Below are 20,317 nucleotides of genomic sequence, written 5' to 3' on the forward strand. Positions count from 1 at the left end.
TGCATAAAACAGGGTGCACCCAGTTGCTTTAGCAGCAGGGGTATCGGCATTGAGTGCCAGATAACATGCTTGTAACTTTAGAACCGTTCTATCGCCAAGACTTTACCACCCCACACAATATCAATATAAAGAAAACACTACATGAAATTTACAGATTTTAATTTAAAAGAGACTATTCAGACTGCTATAGCAGAAGCTGGATTTACTGAACCGAGCCCGGTTCAGAAAGATGCGATTCCTTTAGTATTAGAAGGTCATGATATGATCGCGCAGGCACAGACAGGTACAGGTAAGACTGCTGCATTTGGTCTTCCTATCATGAGCATGATGAAAGGTGACGGTTCTGTTGAGGGACTTGTGATCGTTCCTACTCGTGAGCTTGCAATGCAGGTGAGTGATGAACTCTACCGTTTCGGTCAAATGAGCGGACTTAAAACAGCTACTGTCTATGGTGGTACAGCGTATGGTAAACAGATAGACCGTATAAAACAAGCTTCTATCGTTGTGGCGACTCCGGGTAGACTTCAAGATCTGCTTGAGAGCGGAAAGATCAAAATGAATCCTCAGTTCGTTGTGCTTGATGAAGCTGATGAAATGCTTGATATGGGATTCTTGGATGAGATCAAGAATATCTTTACTTTCCTTCCTCAAGAACGTCAAACACTTATGTTCTCAGCAACGATGCCAAACAGTATCAGAAAACTTGCAGAGCAGATCCTTAAAAACCCTAAAACCGTTTCTATTACGAAGTCAGAGAGTACAAACACTTCTATCACGCAACTTTACTATGTTGTACAGGAGAAAGAGAGAGATGATGCGCTTGTTAGACTTATCGACTATAAGAATCCAAACAAATGTATTATCTTCTGTCGTATGAAAAAAGAGGTTGATAGACTGGTTGCACACTTGACAGCACAAGGATTTAAAGTTTCTGGTCTTCACGGAGATATGGAACAAAAGCAAAGAGAAGTAACGATCCGTGCTTTCAAACAAGGTGGTATCGATATTTTTGTTGCAACAGATGTCGCTGCACGTGGTCTTGATGTCAATGATGTCACACATGTATTTAACTACCACATCCCTTTTGACTCTGAATCTTATGTTCACCGTATCGGTCGTACAGGGCGTGGTGGTAAAACAGGTGAAGCGATCACTTTAGTAAGCCCTAATGAGCTTAGAACCATTAAGCGTATAGAAAAAGATGTAGGTACGAAGATGACTACACAAGTGATCCCTACACGTATGGAAGTACAAAACAACCGTGCAGATGCGCTTATCGCTAAGATCTCTGAAACTAAAGTGACTGAAAGTGCGATCAATCTTGTTAAAACATTACAGCATGATCTAGATATCGTCACGATCGCACATCTTCTTGCTTCTTTAGTTCAGGAAGAAACTTTTGTAAAAGGTAAAGACCACATTGGTCTTGGTCTTGAAGAAGTTGAACTTCTTATCGAAAAAGCACTGCAGAACAGAGGCGGAGGCGGTGGTGGCCGTAACCGTGGTGGTTCTCGTGGTAACAGAAGTGGTGGCCGAAGTAGACATGGCCGTAACGGACGTTCAAGCGGTAGCCGTAGCGGTGGCAGACGTGACAGCCGTAACGGCGGTCAAGGCAGCAACAGGGGGTAAAACTACCCTCTTCTTCTTATCTCCTGCCTTATAATTTAAACTTTCAAAACTATTAGAACATTATTTCTCCAAATATTAAAACATTCATAGATTAGTTCATCACCTTATTTCTTGAAATATACATATATTTCTTGTATACTATAAATACTACTAATAATTTGTTGAGCTTGCAAAAGGTTGTATGCCTGAACCTTCATGGCAGTGATAAAAGTATATCACTCATCGTTCTTATGAACACAAAAAGGATTCTACATGAAACTACGATTATTTTTCCCACAAATCTTGATCTTAATGTTATTTAATCATATCCTGCTTGCACAGGAACCTACTTATAAGCAAGGGGTGAATACATTCATAGAAACCGGCGTAACACAGCCTGATAATATCCCTACATGGTATGCGCCCATGGTAGCAAAGCCTTATGCACCTGTTTTTGAAATTCTTGCTACAAAAGGAACTCAAGGCAGGTATTATCCATACACGTATGCTGTCACGATAAAAGATATGATCAAGTGGCATGGCCATGATTGCGAAGGAACCACCCATGCTGCGAACATCATGAAAATCACATTTGAGATCCTTTTCCCTGATGGTATTATAGATAGAAGTGTCCTCAAGGGTATTTCTGGAACTGGGCCCTGCTGGTCAGATGCTGTTGCTTTCTTAACCGGTGCCCGACTTCAATATGGTAATCTTGGCTACTTCAAGAACAAAGATTATAACCATGCTATTCTACTGTATCGTACGGACACCAAGGTTGCTGTATTAGGAACATGGAAGAAAGGTATCAATAATATTCCAGGTGAACCCGTCGTACTACCCGAAAAGATCAATTGGACAGCAAAAGTGAACATGCAGGATGTCATTGCATTGAAGAAGGAAGTGAAAAATGCAAAAGGGAATCCTACTCCCTACCAGGTCGATCTCTTACGTTTCTATCAGTGGACACATGTGAACGACATTCTGAGTCATCCATTACATGAAAGCTATCAAGCTAAAGTCATTGAAGATTTCAACTGGGACGACTGGGTGGATAATACAAAAAGCATTTCGAAGCCATTTATAAGATCAGATACACGTTTAAAGAATCACCCGTACCGTGAGAAACCTGTATTAGATAGAAATTAACAAACTAATTATCCTCATTCCCACGGAAACTGTTCGAATGAGAAAAGAGACTTAATCTTTTATGATCTTAAAGGATGGGGATGTTATTATGGTAGGTACATAAGAGAAGATGCTTTTTATATTGAACTTTATACCGATGAAGAAGTGATACTTTCTCAAATGGGAAGGCAAAGTAAGTAAAACAATGGAATATCAGTTTATAGAATTCAAAGAAGGTCAGAGATGGAAGACCCGGATGGGCAAAAGATTTATTATTAAAGAGATTCGTGAGGACGAAGAGTACGCTCTGGTATGCATTAGTATGGATACAGGTAAAAAACATTTTTTTGATGAAGATGGTTTTGAAATTCCAGGATATCCTACAGATAATGATTTAGTAGAACAGATCTCTTAGTATTGAGGAATAAGTCCCTACTTAGAAACAGTGTAGCAAGTATTAATGCAAAAGGCAATATAATGAAAAGCAAGAAAACACTAAGTACCGAAGGATTCACGAGGCGAGTCGTTGTGAAGCTCTTTGGAGTGGTGGTGGGTATTTTGGCCACTGGATTTCCAAAGAGCGCTTTCGGTTCAAATAAGGAGTCAAAGATGATTTTTCCTAATGAATCAGAATCCCGCATCACCCCCTTACCCACTAAGGATTTGAGCCCAGAAAGCTTAAAAATTTTGGCACGTCTTCCCGGGAAAGGCCTCCAGGGAGAAGGCTTCCCGTACAATCTCCTCGGTACTCTAATGCATAACCCGGACACCTTGGAGCCGTTTCTTGACTATTGGGTGACGTCAAAAGCGAATATGGGACTGTCGGTCCGTGAGCAGGAGTTGGTCATCCTTCGCATGGCTGTTCTCTATCGCAGCGAGTATGTTTGGAAACACCATGTTAAGGTCGGGAGAGAATTTGGCATCAACGATACAGAACTCGACGCTATTCGACACGGTTCCTATGCAGCGTTCTCTGCTCAGAGGGAGTGCGCCTTTCTCGAACTGACTGATGCCTTCGTGAAAGAGCGGTCTATCTCGCCGAAATTATGGAACCATACCAAGGAGATTCTCTCTGAAAAGGACTTCGTCGATTTGATCTCCCTGGTCTCTCAGTACGTTCTTTTCGCACTTACTAATGTCTGCTTACAAGTCCAGGTCGAGCCTGGAGTGGCAGATCTGCCTGGAATCGAGGATTAGAGGCGACTCTAAATCGACAGGTTTGATATATTACTCACACTTTATATAGATACTGTGAGGAGAGTTTATTTAAGATACAATTGATACGTTCAAAAAACGCAAAAACAAGGATTTAAAATGAAAGTTACAAAAATATCTTTAACTTGATTGGCTATGCTCTCATCTTCTGTTTTCACTGCGATTGCAGATACTCCAGAGCCGTCTAACCATATAAATTATCCTGTAGGATGGCAGAAGTGGTCTCCGATAGCTGTTTATCACCGTACAGATAATAACACAAGTAGAAAATATTAGGTAATTCAATTGCCGTCGAAGCTGCGCGTAAAGGAAATGTCAATCCTTGGCCGGATGGGGCTATATTGGGGAAGATCGTTTGGAAAGATGATCAACTACAAGATTGGAAGGCAGCAACGGCTCCTGGAGAATTTGTTCATGCCGAGTTTATGTTTAGAGATTCAAAGAAATGATGAAGATGTTTTGAAGTTCCAGGCTATCCTACAGATAATGATCTTGTAGAACAGATCTCTTAACCCGTTCCATATCTCCCGATACAGAACGAATCAGTTTCTGTAGGTATAGATCTCTGATTAACATGCTATAATTTAAACCATGAATAAATGGATGCAGATAGCCTATAACGAAGCGATAAAAGGGATGAATACCAATGAAGGGGGACCGTTTGGTGCCGTCATTGTCAAAGACGACAAGATCCTTGCTAAAGCCCACAACCGTGTGCTGGCGACAAATGATCCGACGGCCCATGCCGAAATGACCGCCATTAGGGAAGCCTCGAAGTTACTCGACACTTTTGATCTTTCCGGATGTACCCTGTACGTCACTACACAACCCTGCCCGATGTGCCTCGGGGCTATCTTATGGGCACATATAGAGACTGTCTATTATGGTACGACCAAACTGGATGCGGCCAAAGGTGGCTTCGACGATGCTCGTTTTTACGAGATGATAAAGTGGGAAAAAAATGGTGTTGTGCTCAAGCAGATCGATTACGAGGCATGCGCAAAGATTTTTGAACAATGGAATGAGAAAGAGGATAAGCAAATCTACTGACTCTAACACATTACCTCATTACACCAGTAGTAAAGAGGTACTGCTAATACTATACTGATCTTTATTCTTGACCATACACCTAGGAAATGGGAGAAAATCTCATAACTCAAAAGAGAGATTTGCAAATACCCCTTCGACACTTTGTGCCGTTTTATAGCGGGTCTGGAGCATTCTTACCTTTTTGGTCTTCATGTCACAAATAGCTATACGGAAGCTCATACCCATTTGCGGTTCAACGATACAGATAATTTTTCCATCATGTTCACGTGTGGCATGGATAATACCCTGAAGTTTGGGAAAGAAGTATTTTGGATAGCTTAACGGTGTAATCTCTACGATCTTTACCTTATCGCCATCTTTTAGGGTATCAACTATAAGCTGGGCATCTTCCACGCTCTCAAACTGCACACACCAATCATCAAAAACCTTATTGAAATGCTTTAGATCTTCATCTAAGAAACCTCCGGCAAGTGATTGTAAAGCAAAAATACCCATTCATTTTATCCTATTTTATCAAGCGAATTTTAGCATAAATTGCTGGAGAAGAGAAATAACCTACAGGTTAAAGTAGTGTTTTGTGACTCGTCCTCCATCGAGACAATGGGAGAGAGTATATGCGTATCGATATATTAGTTTATAACTATATGTATTGAAACTTCCAGACATTTCTTGTATACTATTCATGCTCTAATAAAAGTAGTATGTTTCTCTAAATAAAGTGAGTCACCATTTACTTGTAAAAAAGGATATAAAATGAAACTTATTAAATTATTTGTCACTTCATTGGCGATGATCTTTTCTTCCACTATCAATACATTTGCGGATACACCAGAGCCATCAAACAATATTGACTATCCTGTCGGTTGGCAGATGTGGTCTGCGATAGCTGTTTCTCACCGTACTGATAACAACACAAGTCGAGTAATATTGGGTAATTCAATTGCAGTCGAAGCAGCACGCACAGGAAAAATTAATCCTTGGCCTGATGGGGCCATATTGGGTAAGATCGTTTGGAAGGATAAACAACTTAAAAATTGGAAGGCAGCAACTGGACCGGGAGAACTTGTCCATGCCGAATTTATGTTTAGAGACTCAAAGAAATATAGTAAGACATACGGATGGGGTTGGGCACGTTGGCTTGGTCTGTCACAAAAGCCATTTAATGATGGAGGAAAGTCCTGTATCTCATGTCATACACCAGTCAAAGATCGAGACTGGACATTTACAGATCCAGCTGCATTTCCAACTTTAAAATAGCTAACAATGCATATGTGGCGTTAAAAAGAAGTCAAGATAATCCCCCCCCTCTTGGATTTTCACTTCTCTTTCGTCATATCCTTGACCCTATCTACATCGATCGGTGTGGACCATTTTGCTTCAAATACCGTTTCCATAGACTCTACCTCCTCTCTAATATCCTCTACTCTCTTTCTTAACTGCTCATGCAATTGCTTATAGTGCTTGTCGGTAGACAACAGCTCTTCTTCTTTTTCTTTTTTCCATCGATATCGGCTCAACGCTTCCACAACTTCCGGGGCGACGGATTTCAGAATGGCTGATTCGAGGAGTTCGGCTTTGTTCTCTACTACATTGAGCTCAACCCCAAGTGTCTGACCCTTTTCTATCCAAGATTGGTTGAGTTTGTTTTGTTTATTGGTGCTGAGGGTATAAGTGGGATAATGAGAGACGATATCTTCATATCCACTGCCAAAAAGCACAGGGATGGCACTAAATTCGATATCTGGGTTAATGAGCCCTAAGTCATTCTTGACCTTCACCGCAAGTGAGTGAAAGATGGATTCACCGGATGGGTCGAAGTCGGTAATGGCTATAAGATAGGCTTTATTGTATTTGGCCGTACGGTTAAGATATTGGGCAATATTCACCGACTCAAAAGATGGGATCTGTCCGGTACTGCTATAGATACCACATTGCAGTGCTTCGGAGAGTATGTCTGTACTTCTCGTCGGCTTTTCTGTGAAAAGCACGATGGGGGTATTATAGGTGTGTTTGTCATTACTGAGTCCCTTAGTGATAAGGTTGAGTCGACTGTAGATCGTCACATCACCATCCAAAAAGAGTTCATAGAGATATTCGCCTATGAGTCTGTTGACATAGATATCCCACTTGTCATCAGGCATTTTTTTGAGATGTTCGATGTCCCCTTTGAACTTATACCAGATATCTCTGATATTTTCCACGGTTTCACCTGTGGAAAGAAACTGATCGATATAGGTGGTAAGTTTTTTGCGGGTGCCTCTGTAGTGTTTCATAGCTTAGCCTTTACGCATACAAAGTTAGAAACATTATACCAGTTTTTAACTCTTGTCACTACTCGTAAATCCGGATCTTGAGCACAGAATTAAAATCATTTTGGAAAATTCATAAAAATAGAGAAAAACTTATTAAATGATAATTTTTATTATTTACATGTAAGTATAACAACTATATAATGACTTATAAAATTTATAAGGAGACTATATGAAAATGACTAAAATAATTGCTGCTTCACTTGTAGCATCATCCGTATTATTTGCTGGTTCATTGGCTGATAAAGCAAAATCAATGGGGCTTCAACCGATCCCAATAGATAAAAATGAGCTTACCAAACTTACGGATCCAAATGGAACCATTACACCTGAGAGAGTGGAACTAGGTAAAAAACTCTATTTTGAACCAAGACTTTCAAAAAGCGGTATCATCTCCTGTAATACCTGTCACAACCTTGGACTTGGAGGAACGGATGGAGCACCGGCAGCTGTAGGTCACATGTGGGTTGCAAATCCACACCACCTGAATTCACCAACAGTTTACAATGCAGTCTTCTTTAAATCTCAGTTCTGGGATGGAAGAAGTCCACACCTTGAAGATCAGGCACAGGGCCCTATGCAGGCAGCACCTGAGATGGCATCACCGGCTTCACTGGTTGTAGATAGAATCAATTCTATTCCAGCATATGTGGAAGAGTTTAAAAAAGCATATGGAAACGATGTAAAAGTTGATTTCCCAACGATCACATCAACGATCGGTATCTTTGAGAGAACATTGGTCACACCATCAAGATACGATGACTTCCTCAATGGTAAAGATGATGCATTGAACGATGCTGAAAAAGAGGGGCTACAAGTATTTATGGATCAAGGATGTGCATCATGCCATAACGGTGTAGCACTTGGTGGAACCATGATGCCATTCCCAATGATCAAACCATATAAATTTGCAGATGTAGGTGACTTCAAAGGTGATAAGAAGGGTATGGTAAAAGTACCAACACTCAGAAATGTGACGGAGACAGCACCATATTTCCATAATGGTCAGATCTGGAGCCTTGCTGAAGCGGTTCAAGAGATGGGACGTACACAGCTTGGAAAAAATATTTCTGATGAAGATGCAGCAAAGATCGTGACATTCCTCAAAGCGTTAAAAGGTGAAAAACCGGAGATTGTTTATCCACAGCTTCCGGAAAGTACTGCTACAACGCCTAAACCTGATTTTAACTAATCAAACATTATGTTGCAGAGCGGGAAATTCTTTCTTGTTCTGTAACTATATATCTACGATACTCTTGATCTCATCAAGATATAACAGCTCTTTTTCTACCAGTTTATCTGAAAGCGCACTGATCTCTTTCTTATGGGTTTGAAAAAGTTTTAATACCTCTTCCTCTTTTTCTGTAATGATCTTCCTTACTTCATCATCTATGAGTTTGGCTGTCGCTTCACTGAAGTCTTTTGGCATCGCCATTTCACGCCCCAAAAAGACATGATCTTCCCCTTTTTGATAGTAAACAGGTCCAAGCACTTCACTCATACCCCATTGGCTTACCATATGTGTTGCCAGACTCGTTGCCTCTTTAAGATCATTGGCCGCTCCTGAAGAGAGATCACCAAGCAGTGTTTGTTCTGCAGCCCTTCCACCAAGCATCACCCCTATTTTGTCTAGCAGATAGGCCTTTGGAAAGTTTTTTAAATCTTTCAACGGCAGTTGTTCTGTCATTCCCAGTGCCTGCCCTCTGGGAATGATACTTACCTTTTCTATAGGATCTGCATGTTCAAGCAGCAGTGCAGCAAGTACATGACCACTCTCATGAATGGCTACTCTTTGCTTGTCCTTTTCATCCAAGACAAACTCCTGTTCGACACCCATGATGATACGATCACGTGCATACATGAAATCATCCTGTGTGACGTACTTTTGCCCTTCTCTAGCTGCATGCATGGCTGCTTCGTTGACAAGATTGGCGAGATCTGCACCGGAGAAACCGATAGATATTTTTGCTATCTTCTCCAAATCTATAGAGTTGTCTATCTGAACATTACGTATATGGATGTTGAGTATCTTTTCACGTGCTTTGACATCGGGCAGACTGAGTGTGATTTTACGGTCAAACCTACCCGGTCTCAGCAGTGCATAATCGAGAACATCGGGACGATTCGTCGCTGCGATGACCACGACCTGCTCTTCTGACTCAAAACCGTCCATCTCAGCTAAGATCTGGTTGAGTGTCTGTTCTTTTTCATCATGACCGCCGCCTACACCTGCACCTCTGGCACGCCCGACAGAGTCAATTTCATCGATAAAAATGATTGCAGGGGCTTCTTTTTTGGCTTTGTTAAAAAGATCACGTACCCTAGCTGCCCCTACTCCTACAAACATTTCAACAAACTCCGAACCACTGATGGAAAAGAATGGCACTTCCGCCTCCCCTGCTACTGCTTTTGCCAAAAGGGTCTTCCCCGTACCCGGTGCTCCCATCAGCAAGATCCCTCTGGGAATTTTGGCACCTATTCTTTCATATTTTTCAGGATTTTTAAGAAAGTCCACAACTTCATAGAGTTCGATCTTTGCATTTTCCACACCTGCTAGGTCATCAAACGTCACAGATACCTTTTGTTTCTCATATTTTTTAGCCGTGGATTTCATAAAGTCAAATACACCTCCACCCATACCACCTAATTGCTCTTTCATACGTCGTGAACTGTAAAATATAAACCCTATAAAGATAAAAAGTGGCAGCAACATAAAAAAAGCAAGCCAAAAACCTGACTCTTTTTGTGACTTCACGAACATCTCAACCTGATTTTTTTCCAATAGTGCTAATAATGTTTTATCTTCAAAAGGAGGAAGTGTTGTCCTTACATAAGCAGGTCTCGAACCTATCTCACCTTTTAAAGTAGCTACAACCTGATCTCCATCGATTCGTATCTCTTTGATACTATTTTCTGCAATTTTCTTTTTAAATTCATCGTAAGAGAGTGTTTGACTCTGTTTCTGCAATGACATATAATTATACAATTGAAATCCGAGCATGATCATGATCAGTATCACCCATATATTGGTAAAAGGATTGAATTTAGGCATATCTATCGGTTCTTGTTTCATCTCTACTCCCATTAGGAAATTATCAACTCTATACTTATTGTACCAAAATATAGAAAGTCATTTTATAAGGATAATAGGTATCATAAGGATAATTCACACTTATTGGCTATAATACGAAAATAATCACTATGAAAGAAGAAATTCCTGTATTTTGGATGCATGAATAAGGTACCCCTATGAGCAAACTTGATCTTAGAGAAGCAAAACGTTTTTTACCTACCACCAGAGAAGAGATGGATGCACTTGGGTGGAAACAGTGTGATGTGATATTGATCTCTGGAGATGCCTATATAGATTCTCCGTTCATTGGTGTGGCTACAGTCGGACGTATGCTTGAAAAGCTTGGGTATAAGGTTGGAATCATAGGTCAGCCTGATATCAAGAGTGACAAAGATATCAGACGTTTGGGTGAACCGAGACTCTACTGGGGTGTGAGTGGTGGAAGTATTGACTCTATGGTAGCGAACTATACAGCTACAAAGAAGTTTAGAAATTCTGATGATTATACACCCGGAGGAAAGAATACCAAACGTCCAGACCGAGCTGTTCTGGTCTACACCAATCTCATACGTCAAAACTTTAAAAATACGGTGCCTATCGTACTGGGCGGTATAGAAGCTTCTCTTAGACGTGTCACCCACTACGACTACTGGAGCAACAAGCTTAGAAAACCTATACTCTTTGACTCTAAGGCAGATATACTCATCTATGGTATGGGAGAACAGGCGATTCGTGAGCTTACCCATGCCTTGGATAAAGGTAAGGAGTGGAGAGACATACGCGGTGTCTGCTACATAAACAAAGAGCCTGTAGAGCAGTATCATCAACTTCCCTCACACCAGGAGTGTCTGGATGATAAAGAGAAGTATATAGATCTTTTTGATCTTTTTTATGACAACAATGATCCCATCGCAGCAAAAGGTCTTTGCCAGAAAGTAGACACACGTTACTCTATACAAAACCCGCCATGCGATTATCTGAGTGAACCTGAGATGGATGAAGTCTCTGCCCTGCCGTTTACAAGAGAACTTCATCCTTATCACCGTCCGGAAGGAAAAGTAAAGTGTCTGGAGACGATCAAATTCTCCATCATGACACATCAGGGATGCTGGGGTGAGTGTAACTTCTGTGCCATAGGTGTACACCAGGGACGTACGATCCGTACACGTTCTGAACAATCCATCGTCAAAGAAGCCAATCAGTTTAAAGAGTATAAAGACTTTAAGGGCATCATTTCAGATCTTGGCGGCCCTACGGCAAACATGTACGGTTATGAGTGTAACAAAAAGCTCAAACTGGGCACCTGTGACCATCAGCGCTGTGTGGATTCACAACATTTGTGTTCTTCAATGAAACCAGACCATACCCGTGTGATAGGTATGATGAAACAGGTACGTAACATAGAGGGTATCAAAAAGGCCTTCGTAGCTTCAGGAATACGTTATGACCTTATCAATGAAGACAAACGTAAGGGATACTCTTATCTGAAAGAGTTGGTAGAACACCATATATCAGGCCAGATGAAAGTCGCACCTGAACATACTCAGCAGCATGTACTTGATCTTATGGGAAAACCGGGAAAACAGACACTGATAGACTTTAAAAGGCTGTATGACAAACTCAACAAAGATATGGGGAAAAGGCAGTACCTTACCTACTATCTTATCGCCGCGCACCCGGGTTGTGAAGAGAAAGATATGCATGAACTGAAACGTTTTACGACTGAAGAGCTTAAAATGAACCCTGAACAGGCACAGGTCTTTACACCGACTCCTGGAACATACTCTGCCGTAATGTACTACACAGAGATGGACCCGGTCACGCGTAAAAAGATCTTTGTGGAAAAAGATATACATAAAAAAGAAAACAAAAAGCCATCGTACAGGCAAAAACAAATTTTAAATCAGGATTTGCAAGTTAATGCCCAATAGACCTATCTATATCACTGACCTAGACCATACGTTTTTGCGTACGGACCAGAGTGTCAGTGATTTCAGCAGAGAAGTTTGGAACACAAAAAGCAAAGATGCCATTCTCTCAGTAGCCACAGCAAGAAGCTTTCAAAAAACCCATGACTTTTTGAAAAAACTCCATCTGGATGCCCCTATGATACTATTAGACGGTACGATGATTGTCTCTCCGGACAAAAAGCTCATAGATCTAAAAACCATAAAAAAAGCACTGGGTGATGCCATCGTTGAAGTTGGCTTACAGTTTGATATTGACCCTTTTATCATAGGGTTGAAAGACATGGATCTCAATGAAGCATTTTTGTACCCTCGTAAACTGAATGAGCATCAGAAATTTGTCCTCAAGGGCTACAAAAATGATCCACGACTACAGTTCAACCCTGAAAATAAAACCATGGAGTTGAACCTGAAGATCGTTTATTTTGGTGATAAAAAAACACTGGAACCTCTTACATCGAAATTAAAAGCGACATTCAAAGATGCCATAGAGTGTAAACTCTCTCCTGAAAAATACTCAGACGGCTACTTCCTGACGATACTTCACCCTGAAGGGGACAAAGCCCATGCACTTCAGAAGGTTATGAACTATCTAGAACGAGATCCTGCTGATGTAACGGTATTTGGTGACTCTGTCAATGACATTGGGATGTTCAAGCTTGCAGGAACCTCTGTAGCCGTTTCCAATGCCCTGGATGAGGTAAAAGCCGTAGCAGATGTCATACTTCCTCACTCTAACGATGAAGATGCAGTGGCCAAATATTTGAAAGAACAGAAGCGTTAATACCTATTCATCAACTGGGCGTTCAAAAGCTCCAGTCTCTCTGGTGTCCCTATATCAAGCCATTCGCCTTCATAGAGTTCACCGGTTACTTTTCCCTCTTTGATTGCTGCTCTGAGTAAAGGTGCCAGTGCAGATTTACCGTAGGGTACCCCATCAAAGAGTTTTGGAGAGTAGTACCCAATGCCAGAGAAAGTGTATTGCCTGTTATCAATGACCCTGTTCCGATCTAAGGCGAAATCTCCTTCAGGGTTATGTTCCGGGTTGGGTACAAGGACTAAATGGGCGAGAATCCCTTCTGCAAGCTTTCTATGGTCTTGAAAATCATAATCGGTCCATATATCTCCATTGAGAACCAAAAATGCCTGATCCCCAAGGAATGGCAGCGCTTTGATGATGCCCCCTGCAGTCTCAAGTCCACCCTCTTCCTGTTCATCAGAGTAGGTAATGTTCACGCCCCACTCTGAACCGTCACCCAGTGCTTCAGGGATTTGATACCCTAGGTGTGCAATGTTAATGACTATATCAGTATAGCCGTCATGTGCAAGACGTTCTATGTGCCATACGATAAGAGGTATACCGCCTACCTTAAGTAGAGGTTTCGGTGTCGTGTCGGTCAGTGGCCTCATTCTTGTTCCCGATCCTGCAGCAAGTATCATACATTTCATGGTAGTGTATCCTTTATTAATTAAGCAGTTAAAATATTCTCATTGTGACAGGTGCATCTTTGAACTCACCATATTGTGATTTCAATAGAGCAATTAACCCGTCCAATTCCGGGTACTTTTGACCCACTTCCAGGATATACTTCAACGTTTGTGGAATATCCTGCAGGTATTTCTTTTTCCCGTCTCTTAGTGCCAGTCTTGAAAAAATACCCAGTATCTTGATGTGACGCTGCAGGCCTGTAAAATCAAACCAGCGGATAAACGTCTCATCCTCTATATCAAGCCCCTTCAACTCCTTAAAGAGCAGGATCAGTCTGCGTAATTCTCTTCTATCCAGTTTCACATAGGCATCACGAAGCAATGAGACCAGGTCATAGGTCAAAGCCCCTTCTCTTGCATCCTGGAAGTCTATGACCACAATCTCGTCATTGCTGTCTATCATCAAATTGCGTGCATGGTAGTCCCGGTGTACAAAAATGCCTTGCGGCTGGCTTAATACCTCTTTGGCGATCAGGGAGAAACTCTCCAAAAGCATACGTCCTTCAAGACATTCAAGTGTTGTACCCAGATAGGCTTTTAGGTACCACTCTGTCATAAGATTCATCTCTTCGAGCAAAAAACCCTGATCATACGGTAGTAAACCTTTAGAAGATGTGGTCTGGAGTTGAACCAATGTTTCTATGGCTTTATCATAATAAGGCCTTGCATCTACACCTTCCACACATTTATCCAGGAGGTGGGTAGAGCCTATATCCTCTAAAAACACAAAACCTTTTTCAAGATCATAGGCATTTATGGTCGGTATACGTACATTTGCATCTGTAAGTCTTTGAGCTACACCGATAAAGACAGGTACACTCTCTTTGGCTTCTGAAGCATCCATCACGATACCTCCATCACTATTTAGAAGACGGTAGTAGCTTCTTGCACTCGCATCCCCATGTAGCATTTGAAGTTCCGGGTCATTAATACCTAACGACTCCAACCATTCTGTTAACTCTTTATACATATATGCCTCCTAGAACTGCATTGTCACTTGCACCCGTAACGTCCTTTAAATTGACTTTTTGATGATGCATACGTTTGTATGCAAGCCATGCAAAGGTCATTGCTTCTATCTGGTCTGCGTTAGCAGAGATAGCCACTTCTACATTTGGCATCAATACTTTGATCCGCTCAACAAGAAATGTATTCTTGGCACCACCACCGCAAAGCAAAGTAATATCCGGGTTAAACTTCAAAACTTCATTACTGATACTCATAGCAGTAAGTTCTAAAAGTGTCCTCTGTACATCTTCAGGGGTATGCGTATGTCCTGAAAGATACTTTTGTAACCATACATTATTGAATTTTTCTCTACCTGTACTTTTGGGATAAGGCTCTTGAAAAAAATCATCCGACATCATTTTATCTAAAAGAGTATAGTCCACAACACCTGTGCTTGCCCACTCTCCATTTTCATCATATGCCTTGCCCTGATGTTCAGCTATCCACATGTCCAAAAGTACATTTCCACAACCGGTATCATATCCTATAAGTTTATCTCCTAAGACAGTAATATTTGCCATTCCACCGATATTTACCACAGAAACAGACGAATTAATATTACTAAATATAAATTCATGAAATGCCGGTGCAAAAGGGGCACCCTGTCCACCTAATGCTACATCTTTACGTCTGAAATCTGCTACAACAGGTACCCCTGTCTTTGCAGCCAAAATATTAGGGTCACCAAGCTGCATCGTGAAAGGATATTCTCCTTTTGGAGCATGCCAAAGTGTCTGACCATGTAATCCTATAGCATTAATACCTGATGGATCTATATTCTCACGAATCAATAAAGCACCAACAGCCTCTGTGAAGAGTAAACCCAAACGATGGTCTATCTCTCCTAAAGATTCTAATGTACAATTCTCTTCTATCACTCTGAGTATTACACTCTTTAACTTCAAAGGCATAGGATACTCTAAAGAAGTAATAAGGTTACAGGAGTTGCTGTCTATTTCACAAAGTACGACATCCACACCATCAAGTGATGTACCTGACATGATACCTATATAGTGTTCTTTATTCATCGACATATCTTTTCAGTGGGATAATAGGAGACCTATTACCTAGGTTTTATAGTATGAAAGATTATACAAACTTACTGCTTAATATGGTGATAAACGTAAAGATCTATTGCGTGATATGACAATTCTGTTGTGTGGTATTTATATAAGTGAAGTTCAACTATACTTCAACAAATAAAAAAAGTCAGGTCAATATGAAACTAAGTAATCGAGCAAAAAATATCGCACAATCCGAGATCAGAGCGATGTCCATACTCTGCAACGAAAAAAATGGACTCAATATGGCACAAGGTCTTTGTGATCTTGAAGTACCTTTACCTGTTGTGGAAGGTGCAAAAGAAGGGATAGACAGTGGAAAAAATACCTATACCTCTGCATACGGTAATTACAAGTTAAGAGCAGCTATCGCTAAAAAGCAGAATGATTTTTATGACCAGGGTATCGATGTGGACAATGTACTTGTGAGTCTTGGGGCAACGGGAGCGTTTTATGCTACTGCTATGTCTCTGCTCAATGAAGGAGATGAGGTCATACTTTTTGAACCTTACTATGGTTACCATGTAGCGACACTAAAATCAATAGGATGTAAGATCAAATACATCAGAACGAATCCGCCGGCTTATGAAATAGACTTTGAAAACTTGAAGGATCAGATATCAGAAGACACAAAAGCCATACTCATCTGCAATCCTTCAAACCCTAGTGGAAAAGTGTATACAAAAGAAGAGCTTCAAACGCTTTCTGAGGTCATTAACCAAAACGATCTTTTCCTCTTTAGTGATGAGATGTATGAGCATTTTATCTACGATGAACTTGAGTTTGTATCGGCATTAAGTATCGAGAGTTTAAAAGAGAGAACAGTTGTCATCTCAGGTTTTTCAAAGATCTATTCGATCACTGGATGGAGACTTGGATATGCGATCACACAAAAAGGCATTATTGATGCAGCCTCTGCTTTTAATGATCTGGTATATGTCTGTCCACCTGCACCACTGCAGAACGGTATACTCAAGGGACTGAATGAACTATCCAAATCCTACTATGAAAATGTAGCCAAAGAGCATCAGAAAAAAAGGGATAAGTTCATTAAAGCCCTCATTGATGCAGGACTGAAGGCTGAATATGTCAAAGGGGCCTACTATGTACTAGCCGATATTTCGAAACTTGAAGGTGAAGATGACAAGCAAAAGGTTATAACGCTTCTAGAAAAAACCGGTATCGCTGCGGTCCCGGCTAGAGCATTCTATCAAGAGAGTGAAGGTATTCATCTGGCAAGATTCTGTTTCTCTAAAAAAGAAGAAGAGCTTGATGAAGCTATAGAGAGATTGAAACGTCTCTGAATTCAGTGATAATTGTATGCCTAAGGGTGTGAGATTCACCTTTAGCTAATGTCACACTATCATCTAAAACATTTGCACTCTCTACACAAAGCATCTGAGTGTGATCGTTTAGATCTGGCATACTACTTGCTAAAATCTCTCCAGGATTCCAAACAACAATCGTATACGTCCCCTCTGTTTGAACAGTATGATGTACCTTGTTATCTTTTACCAAAATATCATTTTTGACATTTTGATAGATTCGATCTACCTCTTTGCTAAAATCTATATGACCCTCTTGCCGTGTACACGTATTTTGTGTCTTATCAAAATAGTATGTCTCTTCCAAACCTTCTACATGCGTTTCATAGATGTTATCAACAGCTAGGTAAGTATGTAGTGCAGAGGTGAAAGTAAACGGTTTAGTATCAAGATTTTGACTTGTAAGTTCTAATCTGAGTACCTCGCCTACATAGATATCTAATGTCAGATGAAACAGATAAGGCCAAAGTACGTGTGTCTTAGGTGACGAATGCAGTGTAAGTGTGACCTTGGTCTCTCGATCATTTAACATCTGAGTAGATTGATGTTTCCAAAGTGAAATTCTGGCAAACCCATGATTGGGCAGTGAGCTATCAATTTCATTTGCACCAAACCAAGGCCAGCAAATGGGTACACCACCTCTTATGGCCTTCCCCTCTTTAAATACTGATGTTTGACTCAGAAAGAGTACACTGCCCTTTCCTTTCAGTGTAAAATCAAAGATATGAGCACCTTGTAATGCTATCTTTGCACTGGAACAGCTGTTTTCAACATATATGTACGCTAATTCATCTTGAGTATCCATACCCTCTCTTTTCATAGCTAGAATAAACTAATTATTTGAAGTACTTTTTTCTTTCCCGAACATCATCAAGACAAACGCTACAAAAGTTCCGGCCAAAATCTGCCATGCAAACCCAAGTTTCAAGTCCAGTGCAGCACCTAGCACATAAGGTTGTAGTAGCAGTACTGTGATAAATCCACCAAAAAGTGCCAATGGCACTGTAGTTGCAGAACCGCGTTTAGTAAAGATAGCTGCACCAAATACGCCAAGTAAGCCTGTGTATGCAAATGCCATCACGCCAAGAGCAAAGCTAAGGAGTGGAAGTTCTGTGTAACGTTGCCAGTAGTAGCTTAGCATCGCCATAAGTGAGAGTGCGACAGCAAATAGAAGCACTGCATTACGCCCTGCTTTGACAAAGTGCATCTCATCTACATTGCTTCTCTTTTGCTTCCAAGGTTTATAGAGATCTTCTATGGCTACAGATGACATGGCACCCAGGACAGAATTGGAACTGGATAAAGCAGCTGCTACAGCACCAACGGTCACAAGTCCTCTCATCCCCTCTGGCATCTCATGCAAAATGTAGTACATAAAAATAGTGATCTTCTCCCCATCAAATTTTTGTACCACTTCCGTACTCAAACCAGAAATTTCAGGATGCTGATAAAAGAGGTAAAGCAGCAGACCGATCATTAAAAAAAGTAACGCTACAGGGATAGTCAGGTAGATACTCATCATAAGTGAATTTTGGGCTTCTTTCGTACTTTTGCAGGTCAATGCTCTTTGTGTCATGTCCTGGTCAAGGCCATAGGCAGCGATATTAAGAAGCAGCCAGCCACCAAGCAAGGTCCAAACAGAAAATCCACCAGACATTGACCAATCAAGTAGCTTGAGTTTGTTTTCACTCTGCAGGGTAGACACAATCGTAGAAAGATCGGTATGCATACTCATATAAAGGTAGATCAATATTGCGATCCCCGCTCCAATATAAGTAAAGGCTTGAATGATGTCAGAAAAGATGATCGATTTGACACCCCCAAAGTATGCATAAGCCAATGCACCCAGCATTAATATCGAGATGGATATAGCAACATGTATGGATGTAATATCTAAGAAGAGTATCATGGAGATGGCCAATGCACCGATATAGAGCCTAGCACCAGAAGCAAACAGACGTCCTATAAGAAACATAATACCCGCTTCTCTTTTTGCATTCTCACCATAACGCTTTTCTAGCAATTCGTAGACTGTTACCGCTTTGATCGCATAAAAACGTGGAATCAGCACTTTAGCGACAAAAAAAACTGCCAAAAAAGCAGAGATATAAAAGCCTATAAACGTCAGATCTTTTCCGTATGAGTACTCAGGTCCGCCAAGAAAGGTAGCAGCAGACTGTGAAGTAGCCAGTACAGACATCGCTGCAGCAAACATAGGAACACTATTCCCCCCGACGAAATAATCACGTGTACTCTTTACCTTCACACGGCTTAAAAGTACTGATGTGATGGTTAATACTAAAAAATATGCAAAGAAGATCCCCCAGTCAAGTGTACTGAATGCAGAGTTCATTCGTTCCCTTTGGGTGGGGCTTTAAGATGGAGGCATTGTACACCATTTCTTATATCGGACATAAACTTTTCACCGGGATCAGATTTCACTGTTCTGTATCCTTTGTCTTTTTCCAACCACAAAGCTGTCTTCTCCATCTGCCTATACTCATGATGACCTACAAGATACTCGATCGTAGGGTATTTGGCCTTGAGATACATCACTAGGTCAATGTTTGCCTGACGCTGTTCAGGTGTCAGATCATCTATCTTATTGTCTTTCCCTCCGATGTTCTCTATACCGATACTGGAGTAATTAAGTCCTATCACATGACGTGCCATCCAATTCTCCGGCATTAAACGGTATATTGTCCCGTCTCGTGCCACCATAAATTGAGAGGATACATTCAAGGCTGAAGCTTTCACAATGTCTTTTCGATCAGAAAGGAGTTTTTCAGGCTTCAAACGCTTGAATGATTTGTCAAAATTCATCTCTGCTGTCCAGTGGAGCATAATGATCTTTGGCATGATCTCAATAGTCTCTACGTTAAAGCCGTAATGAGACTTGATATACGATTTTGTCATAGCGATGCGGTCAGGTCCGAAATCGATTGGTTTATCGATGATCCGGAGTGGTTGTATAGGTTTTGTGGTACAGACTGCAGGTTTTGCCTCTTCTTTTCCACATGCAGTCAAAGTGAGAAATACAAAAGAGAGTAGTAAAAGTCTTATCATGAAATAAATCCTCACTTCC

The 20,317-nt window shown here is 41.0% G+C and carries 20 protein-coding genes; 11 read left to right on the forward strand and 9 right to left on the reverse strand.

Going from position 1 to position 20,317, the window contains the following annotated elements; all coding sequences use genetic code 11:
* Window positions 1-141 precede the first annotated feature (141 nt).
* The 6 genes from SULAR_RS03065 (at window position 142) to SULAR_RS03090 (ending at window position 5,001) form a co-directional block, all read left to right on the forward strand.
* On the forward strand, window positions 142-1,629 hold the full coding sequence (locus tag SULAR_RS03065) for a DEAD/DEAH box helicase (protein ID WP_008242847.1): 1,488 nt from the start codon (window positions 142-144) through the stop codon (window positions 1,627-1,629).
* Window positions 1,630-1,881: 252 nt separating this feature from the next.
* Window positions 1,882-2,757 carry a formylmethanofuran dehydrogenase subunit E family protein gene (locus tag SULAR_RS03070; RefSeq protein ID WP_008242850.1) on the forward strand — a complete coding sequence of 292 codons (876 nt, stop codon included), beginning with the start codon at window positions 1,882-1,884 and terminating at the stop codon, window positions 2,755-2,757.
* Between the two features lie 184 nt (window positions 2,758-2,941).
* Window positions 2,942-3,151, forward strand: a complete 210-nt coding sequence (locus SULAR_RS03075) for a hypothetical protein (RefSeq protein WP_008242852.1) — start codon at window positions 2,942-2,944, stop codon at window positions 3,149-3,151.
* A gap of 62 nt (window positions 3,152-3,213) precedes the next feature.
* Window positions 3,214-3,933, forward strand: a complete 720-nt coding sequence (locus tag SULAR_RS10845) for a carboxymuconolactone decarboxylase family protein (RefSeq protein ID WP_008242853.1) — start codon at window positions 3,214-3,216, stop codon at window positions 3,931-3,933.
* A 302-nt stretch (window positions 3,934-4,235) separates the two neighbouring features.
* Window positions 4,236-4,400 (forward strand): cytochrome P460 family protein, encoded by a 165-nt coding sequence (locus tag SULAR_RS11465; RefSeq protein ID WP_369791778.1) that lies wholly within the window; start codon window positions 4,236-4,238, stop codon window positions 4,398-4,400.
* A 154-nt stretch (window positions 4,401-4,554) separates the two neighbouring features.
* Complete coding sequence (locus SULAR_RS03090) at window positions 4,555-5,001, forward strand: nucleoside deaminase (protein ID WP_008242858.1); 447 nt, start codon at window positions 4,555-4,557, stop codon at window positions 4,999-5,001.
* Window positions 5,002-5,100: 99 nt separating this feature from the next.
* Here the strand turns inward: SULAR_RS03090 and SULAR_RS03095 are convergent, their stop codons facing one another.
* Window positions 5,101-5,496 (reverse strand): hypothetical protein, encoded by a 396-nt coding sequence (locus SULAR_RS03095; protein WP_008242860.1) that lies wholly within the window; start codon window positions 5,494-5,496, stop codon window positions 5,101-5,103.
* Between the two features lie 258 nt (window positions 5,497-5,754).
* On the opposite strand from SULAR_RS03095, the gene SULAR_RS03100 reads away from it, so the two are divergent.
* Window positions 5,755-6,258, forward strand: a complete 504-nt coding sequence (locus SULAR_RS03100; RefSeq protein WP_008242861.1) for a cytochrome P460 family protein — start codon at window positions 5,755-5,757, stop codon at window positions 6,256-6,258.
* A gap of 59 nt (window positions 6,259-6,317) precedes the next feature.
* Here SULAR_RS03100 and SULAR_RS03105 read toward each other — a convergent pair whose 3' ends face one another.
* Window positions 6,318-7,274 (reverse strand): hypothetical protein, encoded by a 957-nt coding sequence (locus SULAR_RS03105; protein WP_008242863.1) that lies wholly within the window; start codon window positions 7,272-7,274, stop codon window positions 6,318-6,320.
* 208 nt (window positions 7,275-7,482) lie between these two features.
* On the opposite strand from SULAR_RS03105, the gene SULAR_RS03110 reads away from it, so the two are divergent.
* On the forward strand, window positions 7,483-8,502 hold the full coding sequence (locus SULAR_RS03110) for a cytochrome-c peroxidase (protein WP_008242865.1): 1,020 nt from the start codon (window positions 7,483-7,485) through the stop codon (window positions 8,500-8,502).
* A gap of 45 nt (window positions 8,503-8,547) precedes the next feature.
* On the opposite strand, the gene ftsH is transcribed toward SULAR_RS03110, so the two are convergent.
* The gene (gene ftsH, locus SULAR_RS03115; RefSeq protein ID WP_008242867.1) at window positions 8,548-10,383 is read right to left on the reverse strand and encodes an ATP-dependent zinc metalloprotease FtsH; all 1,836 of its coding nucleotides are present in this window, start codon (window positions 10,381-10,383) and stop codon (window positions 8,548-8,550) included.
* 176 nt (window positions 10,384-10,559) lie between these two features.
* On the opposite strand from ftsH, the gene SULAR_RS03120 reads away from it, so the two are divergent.
* A complete protein-coding gene (locus SULAR_RS03120; protein WP_008242869.1) occupies window positions 10,560-12,314 on the forward strand; it encodes a YgiQ family radical SAM protein in 1,755 nt (584 codons plus the stop codon).
* Complete coding sequence (locus SULAR_RS03125) at window positions 12,304-13,134, forward strand: Cof-type HAD-IIB family hydrolase (RefSeq protein WP_008242871.1); 831 nt, start codon at window positions 12,304-12,306, stop codon at window positions 13,132-13,134. Before SULAR_RS03120 ends, SULAR_RS03125 begins: the two co-directional genes overlap by 11 nt.
* On the opposite strand, the gene murU is transcribed toward SULAR_RS03125, so the two are convergent.
* Genes murU through SULAR_RS03140 form a run of 3 tightly spaced genes read right to left on the reverse strand, consistent with a single transcriptional unit; the run spans window position 13,131 to window position 15,874 of the window.
* Window positions 13,131-13,799: an N-acetylmuramate alpha-1-phosphate uridylyltransferase MurU gene (gene murU, locus SULAR_RS03130; protein ID WP_008242872.1), complete on the reverse strand. Its 669-nt coding sequence runs from the start codon at window positions 13,797-13,799 to the stop codon at window positions 13,131-13,133. The genes SULAR_RS03125 and murU overlap by 4 nt on opposite strands.
* Before the next feature lie 28 nt (window positions 13,800-13,827).
* Window positions 13,828-14,808, reverse strand: coding sequence for an aminoglycoside phosphotransferase family protein (locus SULAR_RS03135; RefSeq protein ID WP_008242874.1), 981 nt, complete (start codon window positions 14,806-14,808; stop codon window positions 13,828-13,830).
* Window positions 14,801-15,874, reverse strand: coding sequence for an anhydro-N-acetylmuramic acid kinase (locus tag SULAR_RS03140; protein ID WP_008242876.1), 1,074 nt, complete (start codon window positions 15,872-15,874; stop codon window positions 14,801-14,803). Before SULAR_RS03140 ends, SULAR_RS03135 begins: the two co-directional genes overlap by 8 nt.
* 191 nt (window positions 15,875-16,065) lie before the next feature.
* Here SULAR_RS03140 and SULAR_RS03145 point away from each other — a divergent pair, with 191 nt between their 5' ends.
* Window positions 16,066-17,211 carry a pyridoxal phosphate-dependent aminotransferase gene (locus SULAR_RS03145; RefSeq protein WP_008242878.1) on the forward strand — a complete coding sequence of 382 codons (1,146 nt, stop codon included), beginning with the start codon at window positions 16,066-16,068 and terminating at the stop codon, window positions 17,209-17,211.
* On the opposite strand, the gene SULAR_RS03150 is transcribed toward SULAR_RS03145, so the two are convergent.
* Genes SULAR_RS03150 through SULAR_RS03160 form a run of 3 tightly spaced genes read right to left on the reverse strand, consistent with a single transcriptional unit; the run spans window position 17,186 to window position 20,298 of the window.
* Window positions 17,186-18,037: a D-hexose-6-phosphate mutarotase gene (locus tag SULAR_RS03150; RefSeq protein WP_008242879.1), complete on the reverse strand. Its 852-nt coding sequence runs from the start codon at window positions 18,035-18,037 to the stop codon at window positions 17,186-17,188. The two genes, SULAR_RS03145 and SULAR_RS03150, sit on opposite strands and share 26 nt — an antisense overlap.
* Window positions 18,038-18,064: 27 nt before the next feature.
* On the reverse strand, window positions 18,065-19,585 hold the full coding sequence (locus tag SULAR_RS03155; protein ID WP_008242881.1) for a sodium:solute symporter: 1,521 nt from the start codon (window positions 19,583-19,585) through the stop codon (window positions 18,065-18,067).
* Entirely contained in the window at window positions 19,582-20,298 is a 717-nt protein-coding gene (locus tag SULAR_RS03160) for an N-acetylmuramoyl-L-alanine amidase (protein WP_008242884.1), read from the reverse strand. Before SULAR_RS03160 ends, SULAR_RS03155 begins: the two co-directional genes overlap by 4 nt.
* Between the last annotated feature and the right edge of the window lie 19 nt (window positions 20,299-20,317).

This window comes from Sulfurovum sp. AR, from assembly GCF_000296775.1.
Taxonomy (GTDB): Bacteria; Campylobacterota; Campylobacteria; order Campylobacterales; family Sulfurovaceae; genus Sulfurovum; species Sulfurovum xiamenensis.

What these genes read in the sequence shown, in the direction of transcription:
- SULAR_RS03135 (WP_008242874.1), bottom strand. Translation starts at nt 14,808, where the DNA reads ATGTATAAAGAGTTAACAGAATGGTTGGAGTCGTTAGGTATTAATGAC.
- SULAR_RS03155 (WP_008242881.1), bottom strand. Translation starts at nt 19,585, where the DNA reads ATGAACTCTGCATTCAGTACACTTGACTGGGGGATCTTCTTTGCATAT.
- SULAR_RS03125 (WP_008242871.1), top strand. Translation starts at nt 12,304, where the DNA reads ATGCCCAATAGACCTATCTATATCACTGACCTAGACCATACGTTTTTG.
- SULAR_RS03150 (WP_008242879.1), bottom strand. Translation starts at nt 18,037, where the DNA reads ATGGATACTCAAGATGAATTAGCGTACATATATGTTGAAAACAGCTGT.
- SULAR_RS03160 (WP_008242884.1), bottom strand. Translation starts at nt 20,298, where the DNA reads ATGATAAGACTTTTACTACTCTCTTTTGTATTTCTCACTTTGACTGCA.
- SULAR_RS03065 (WP_008242847.1), top strand. Translation starts at nt 142, where the DNA reads ATGAAATTTACAGATTTTAATTTAAAAGAGACTATTCAGACTGCTATA.
- SULAR_RS03075 (WP_008242852.1), top strand. Translation starts at nt 2,942, where the DNA reads ATGGAATATCAGTTTATAGAATTCAAAGAAGGTCAGAGATGGAAGACC.
- SULAR_RS10845 (WP_008242853.1), top strand. Translation starts at nt 3,214, where the DNA reads ATGAAAAGCAAGAAAACACTAAGTACCGAAGGATTCACGAGGCGAGTC.
- SULAR_RS03110 (WP_008242865.1), top strand. Translation starts at nt 7,483, where the DNA reads ATGAAAATGACTAAAATAATTGCTGCTTCACTTGTAGCATCATCCGTA.
- SULAR_RS03105 (WP_008242863.1), bottom strand. Translation starts at nt 7,274, where the DNA reads ATGAAACACTACAGAGGCACCCGCAAAAAACTTACCACCTATATCGAT.
- SULAR_RS03070 (WP_008242850.1), top strand. Translation starts at nt 1,882, where the DNA reads ATGAAACTACGATTATTTTTCCCACAAATCTTGATCTTAATGTTATTT.
- SULAR_RS03140 (WP_008242876.1), bottom strand. Translation starts at nt 15,874, where the DNA reads ATGAATAAAGAACACTATATAGGTATCATGTCAGGTACATCACTTGAT.
- murU (WP_008242872.1), bottom strand. Translation starts at nt 13,799, where the DNA reads ATGAAATGTATGATACTTGCTGCAGGATCGGGAACAAGAATGAGGCCA.
- SULAR_RS03095 (WP_008242860.1), bottom strand. Translation starts at nt 5,496, where the DNA reads ATGGGTATTTTTGCTTTACAATCACTTGCCGGAGGTTTCTTAGATGAA.
- ftsH (WP_008242867.1), bottom strand. Translation starts at nt 10,383, where the DNA reads ATGAAACAAGAACCGATAGATATGCCTAAATTCAATCCTTTTACCAAT.
- SULAR_RS03145 (WP_008242878.1), top strand. Translation starts at nt 16,066, where the DNA reads ATGAAACTAAGTAATCGAGCAAAAAATATCGCACAATCCGAGATCAGA.
- SULAR_RS03100 (WP_008242861.1), top strand. Translation starts at nt 5,755, where the DNA reads ATGAAACTTATTAAATTATTTGTCACTTCATTGGCGATGATCTTTTCT.
- SULAR_RS03120 (WP_008242869.1), top strand. Translation starts at nt 10,560, where the DNA reads ATGAGCAAACTTGATCTTAGAGAAGCAAAACGTTTTTTACCTACCACC.
- SULAR_RS03090 (WP_008242858.1), top strand. Translation starts at nt 4,555, where the DNA reads ATGCAGATAGCCTATAACGAAGCGATAAAAGGGATGAATACCAATGAA.